The sequence below is a fragment of the Deltaproteobacteria bacterium genome (assembly GCA_030654105.1).
Classification (GTDB): domain Bacteria; phylum Desulfobacterota; class SM23-61; order SM23-61; family SM23-61; genus JAHJQK01.
In genome coordinates, this window is the sequence record JAURYC010000305.1 from 1 (window position 1) to 5,423 (window position 5,423).

6 protein-coding genes are annotated in these 5,423 nt (G+C 51.0%); 2 read left to right on the forward strand and 4 right to left on the reverse strand.

Annotation, left to right across the window (positions count from 1 at the left end; all coding sequences use genetic code 11):
* A partial coding sequence (gene rseP, locus Q7V48_13240) for an RIP metalloprotease RseP (protein ID MDO9211691.1) occupies positions 1 to 779 on the forward strand: 779 nt, incomplete at its 5' end.
* A 3-nt stretch (positions 780 to 782) separates the two neighbouring features.
* Positions 783 to 1,514 carry a tRNA (adenosine(37)-N6)-threonylcarbamoyltransferase complex dimerization subunit type 1 TsaB gene (gene tsaB, locus Q7V48_13245; GenBank protein ID MDO9211692.1) on the forward strand — a complete coding sequence of 244 codons (732 nt, stop codon included), beginning with the start codon at positions 783 to 785 and terminating at the stop codon, positions 1,512 to 1,514.
* 11 nt (positions 1,515 to 1,525) lie between these two features.
* Here tsaB and Q7V48_13250 read toward each other — a convergent pair whose 3' ends face one another.
* The 4 genes from Q7V48_13250 to Q7V48_13265 form a co-directional block, all read right to left on the reverse strand.
* Entirely contained in the window at positions 1,526 to 2,650 is a 1,125-nt protein-coding gene (locus Q7V48_13250) for an ATP-binding protein (protein MDO9211693.1), read from the reverse strand.
* 297 nt (positions 2,651 to 2,947) lie between these two features.
* On the reverse strand, positions 2,948 to 3,838 hold the full coding sequence (locus Q7V48_13255) for an MBL fold metallo-hydrolase (protein MDO9211694.1): 891 nt from the start codon (positions 3,836 to 3,838) through the stop codon (positions 2,948 to 2,950).
* Positions 3,839 to 3,907: 69 nt separating this feature from the next.
* On the reverse strand, positions 3,908 to 4,540 hold the full coding sequence (locus Q7V48_13260) for a hypothetical protein (GenBank protein ID MDO9211695.1): 633 nt from the start codon (positions 4,538 to 4,540) through the stop codon (positions 3,908 to 3,910).
* 3 nt (positions 4,541 to 4,543) lie between these two features.
* On the reverse strand, positions 4,544 to 5,423 hold an 880-nt coding region (locus Q7V48_13265; protein MDO9211696.1), incomplete at its 5' end, for a 4Fe-4S binding protein.

Genomic DNA, 5,423 nt, shown 5'->3' on the forward strand with positions numbered 1-5,423 from the left:
TTGTCTTCGCCGGACCTTTTTTCAACTTTCTTTTCGCTGTCGTAGCTTTCGCCATCGTCAACAAGGTGGGCATGCCTGCTCTGCTTCCGGAAGTGGGGGAAGAAAAACCGGATTATCCAGCTTTTAAAGCCGGCATCTTGAAAGGCGACCGCATCCTGGAAGCCAACGGATCGCCCCTCAAGCGCTGGGAAGACCTGGCCCAGATTATCCATGAAAGCAGCGATCGCCCGCTACTCCTGAAGGTGGAAAGGGATAAAAAAATCTTTCAGCTATCGGTTACACCGCAGGTTTCGACCCAGAAAAACATCTTCGGGGATGAAGTGCAGGTTGGTTTGATTGGCATTTCTCCTTCCGGCAATTTTTTCACGGAACGTTTCGACCCCTTCACGGCTGTCTATAAAGCCGTTATCCAATCCTGGCGGATCACGGAATTGACCGTTGTCAGCATCATCAAGATCATCGAGGGGAAAATATCTGTCAAGACCATCGGCGGCCCGATCCTCATTGCTCAACTGGCCGGCCAGCAGGCCAAAGCCGGTCCCCTCAGCTTGATTATTTTCATGGCTGTGATCAGTATTAACCTGGTCATCCTCAATGTTTTACCCATCCCCGTCCTGGACGGATGGCACCTGCTCATCTTTCTCATCGAAGGCATCATTGGCAAACCAGTTAGCTTGAAACTCCGCGAGAGGGCCCAGCAGGTCGGAATCTTCCTCATCATCCTGATCATGCTCCTCGTTTTCTATAACGACCTTAGCCGCATCATAGGGACCCAGTAAAAGATGCTCATCCTGGCCGTGGAAACTTCAACCCCGACCGGCAGCGTAGCCTTGGTGGAAGCTCCGCTGGGCGAAAAAAAAATTTGCCCGGAAGTGAAATGTCTGGGCGAGCATACCTTGAACCTTCCAGGTACTCATTCCGAAAAGTTGATGCCGGCCATAGACAACCTGCTGCACGAAGCCTCTTTGTCCATTGACGATATTGGAGGAATTGCTTTGGCGCTGGGGCCCGGATCCTTCACTGGTTTGCGTATTGGAGTTTCCACCGTCAAAGGCCTGGCTTACGCTTTGCAGGTACCGGTAGTTGGCGTACCCACTCTGGACGCTCTCGCCCAAAACCTTTGTTACGCTCCTTCGCTGGTCTGTCCGGTTCTGGATGCCCGGAAGAAAGAGGTGTACGCGGCTTTATTTCGCGGGGATGGAGGGGGTCGATTGGAAAAAATCAGTGAAGATTGGGTCATCGCCCCAGAAGACCTTTGCTCCCGAATCACCGAGAAAGTAATCTTTCTGGGAAACGGTATAGAAGTTTACGGAGAAACCTTCCGGAAAAAGCTTGGCCCCCAAGTCCTCTTTGCTTACCCAGAGTTTTCCCTGCCCCGGGCCGTTCATGTCGCTCGCCTCAGCCTCCCCCAATTCACAAATGGCCGCACCCTAAATCTTTTTTCCTTCACGCCCGTTTACCTCCGCCGCTCGGAGGCCGAGACCCAGTATCAAGCCCAGAAGGAAAACACGTAGGGGTTCATACTTCAGTAATCTTCTTTGCCCATGACTTCCGGGTCAAGCCATTCGCGCCGGATTTTTCGCCGCCGATCTTTCGGAAAATGGAGGATCATCTTAGTCCCTTTCCCCAACCGGCTTTCTACCTGGATTTTTCCTCCTTGCTCCTCCACCGCCCTCCGAACAAAAGTCAACCCTAATCCCACTCGATCCGGTCGGGTAGAAAAAAAAGGGTCGAAGATCAGGCCCAAATTTTTCTGGGAAATCCCCGGCCCCCGGTCAGAAACCGCAACCTCCACCCTCTCGCCGTTGTCCGCCAGGGCTACTTCCACCACTTCTTCTCCCTTCCTTTTCGGGTTAAGCGTGATCGCTTCCAGGCTATTTTGTAAAATATGGGCAAGGGCTCGGGCCATCAAACCCCGGTCGGCGAAAAGTTGTCCGTCTCCCGTCAACCCTTCGGTTTGGCACCTTAAAGCAACCCCTTTCTCCATTGCTTCTTGGGAAAAATTCCGCAGAACGGTCCCTACTACCTCCTGGATATTTTCCCTCTTAGAGACCGACCGGGGAATCTGTACATATTCCTCAACCCTTTGCAGAATCGCTTCTAATCTTCCGGTCTCTTGCAGAATCTGGCTGATGTAAGACCGGCTCTGAGGGGAAAACGGAACCTCCTTCAAAAGCCTTTTGGAATATCCTCCAATCGAAGCAATGGGGTTGCGAAACTGGTGGGCAATCTCTTCCACCATTCGGCCCAAACTCGCCCAACGTTCCGCTTCCAATCTCTCCCGCTCCATATTCTTCAGCCGCTGGATCTCCTGAAAGACAAAAGACAAGAAGACCTCTCCCTTCTCTTTGAAGGCGGAAGTAAACAGATGAACAAAGATTTTCTTCCCGTCTTTCTGCCTTAAAAGAGCCTCTCCGTCAAAACCGTTTTTGTAGCGAGTGAGAAAAATGATATTCGGGAGAAAATAGATCCAGTCTTCCTCCAGAAAAAGAATCCTGATTCGCTGCCCTTCCATTTTGTCGGGGGCATATCCAAAAAAGGACTCCGCCTTCTGGTTGACGTATAGAATTTGGGAATGAACATCGGTGAGCAGGAATGTCGCTGGGATAGAATCGAGAAGGCCAAGACTACTTTTGAGAATCTCCTGCATAATCCTTCCTCCCTTCTTTCTAAAACCGCTGCCCTTTATGAAGGGACACTATTAACCCGGTTGGGGGAAATGCCTGTAATGATAGCTCTATCTTATTCCACAACCTACAAAAGTCAAGTAGGAGCTTCTTCCTGCCACCCCAAATTTTTTACATTTTAAATCACTCCCGGGACCAGACAAGAGATCGCGTGGCTGGCCAAAATAGGGTGCAAGGATTCGAGGGGCCAAGGGTTAGAGAAGAGTCATAATCTTATGGGCTGGCAGGTGGAATTTGATGGAGTTGGCTGTACCTACAACTTACTTTCTTTCGGCCACGGCTTTCACCTGAGCCTTCAGGTTGATGAGGAAGGGTCTCTCTTCTTGTTCGATCAATTTTTTCTCCACATAGTCTTCCTGGAAGATTTTTTTGACCACTGCCTCCTGGTCTCCTCCCAGAAAATACAACTCCTCTTCGATTCTTCTTCCGAATACTTTGGTGGCCTCGATCGCTTTGGTAACCATTTCCTGGGCACCTTCGGTTAGGACGTAAAAGTGTCCCATCATCAAGAGGTTGATTTCTATTTTCTTCAGTTTCTCAAGGGAAGACAGGTAATCACCATAGCTGGATAGGAATACGGGGCGTACATCAAAGTTGCGATCGAAACTGCCCACCGCCTCTCCCCCCACCAGGGCTTTCAGCAGGGGGATGTAATAAGACACCGCATCGCGGGTGTGTCCAGGGGTAGCAATGACTTGAATCTGGGTCCCGTTCTTCAAATCAATTTCATCCCCGTCTTCAAGGGTCCGGTCCAATTCCAGTCCACGGAAGGTCACATCGGCATCGCCGATCTGGGGCCTGTAGGCTTCCTCCATGTCTTTGCTCAAACTCTGGATCAATTGGACGGCATTAGGCCGCCTGAATATTTCCCCCGCTAAATTGCTGGCCGCGACCTTCAGACCGGGAATGTTTTTTTTCAGAAAAGGCGCGGCTCCGCTATGGTCATAATGGGAATGGGTGAGAAAATTATAGGCCAGCCGGTTGGCGTCCCCCAAATATTTTTTCAGTTCCCTCAGATAAAGGGGGCCCATGAAGGTCATTCCCGCATCGAAGAGAACCGGGCATTTTCCCATGAGAAGATAGGCAGGGAGAGCCGGGCTCCCCAGGGCGTAAAGCTCATCAGAAATTTTTCCTGTGCTCTCCTTGATCATGTTTTCCTTCCTATATCGAAGCATACCCGGTTGTAGTGGCGATCAGGTGAAGCGCGCGACGGGTCGCCCTTACTCCTTTTTTACCATTTTCTCCAGGAGCTGCTCCGCCCGGACGGGGTTGAAGGCCCCGCATTCGCAGCATTTAGCCATTATTCTCGCAGCCTCTTGGGCGGTCAGTCTCCGGATTCTCACATACTCCACCATCTTCCGGATGAGGTTGAAAGAGACCATTCCATGGCCGCATAAAGTGTTCACTTCCAGAATCTCCCTTTCAGGCAACCGGTCCCTCGCACCCCAGATCCCCAGGGAGTGCTCCACGCTGTGCCTCTCCAGGCCAACTCTGTGGCAGCACCTTTGAACTTCATCCAGAAGCCCGCTGATATTGATAGAGATCCTCAGATCGGCCTGGATCAGATCTTCGATAACTTTCTGTAGGGTATCCAGGTCGGTAAAAACCGCAGCAGCACCCTCCCCATCCTTTTGGTTGGCAATAAAACTCTCGAGGTTTATGTCATCTTGGAGAATATTTCCCTGCTGTCCATCGCCCATATTGAGTGGATTATATTTCAAACAGATACGGATGAACTCTTGGATTTTTGAAGCCGACCCCTCGCTGTTGACGCCTTTTGCTGGAGTGCAAAAGATAACATAATCATTCTTAAGATTATCCCTGGTTCCCCTTCGATGCAGGGTATTGGTCATGATCTAATCCTCCTGGAACAAAGGCCGGCCTAATCCGATATTGGTTTTTCCGTTGGGCGAAAGGCGGTAGCCCGCCTCACTCACCCACTCCTCATGAGGAATGGTTCCGTCCGGGCGGCATCTGGAGGAAACTCCCAGGCTGATCACCGTACCGATTTCTTTCTGAACCTCCTCTATGGCCTGCAGGATGGCCGGGATTCTCTCTAAGGGGATTTTCATTTCGACGATGGCCGAAAGGACTTTTTCATCAAGAATCTCCTCTTTCATCTTCCCGGTCTTTTGATCCTCCATCAGTTGGGTGACAGGATTCTGCGGTTCAAAGAACGGCCGCAGAGGGGCCAGGGTCATCGTCACCTTTTCAATGTCTCGAAAATAAGCACCGATTCCGGGCCGACCCATTTCCACCACCACTCCCGCTTCTCCTTTCCGGATCCTTCCGGTTACATCGTTGCTCTTGATTTCTTCCGTTCCGCGGCCGCCAATCCCCGTTCCCGGGTGAATGGTGGTAGGATCACTGAAGGTTGCCCGGAGGGACCTGGGCCACGTCAACTCGGGAGGAGTCAAAGCCCCGGTGGGGCACACATCCACATCCGCCAGGTATCCCAAACGGAAGGTCGACAGAACCTTACGGACGGCCCGAACGAACCAAGGCATATACCTTTCATTTCGCAAAACCCGATAGCAAGTAGAACACTCCACGCACTCATCCTGATTGACCACGGACTTTCCGTCTTCATCCAAATAGATGGCTCCCATGGTACAGATCACGTAGCAATTCCCGCATCCTACACATTTTTTCTTGTCGATTTCCATCGAGATGATTCCTTTAGAGTCGTAAGTCTCTTGGGTAGACTCCTGTCTTAGGTATTGATTTTTTCTGACT

What these genes read in the sequence shown, in the direction of transcription:
- Q7V48_13255 (MDO9211694.1), bottom strand. Translation starts at nt 3,838, where the DNA reads ATGATCAAGGAGAGCACAGGAAAAATTTCTGATGAGCTTTACGCCCTG.
- Q7V48_13250 (MDO9211693.1), bottom strand. Translation starts at nt 2,650, where the DNA reads ATGCAGGAGATTCTCAAAAGTAGTCTTGGCCTTCTCGATTCTATCCCA.
- Q7V48_13260 (MDO9211695.1), bottom strand. Translation starts at nt 4,540, where the DNA reads ATGACCAATACCCTGCATCGAAGGGGAACCAGGGATAATCTTAAGAAT.
- tsaB (MDO9211692.1), top strand. Translation starts at nt 783, where the DNA reads ATGCTCATCCTGGCCGTGGAAACTTCAACCCCGACCGGCAGCGTAGCC.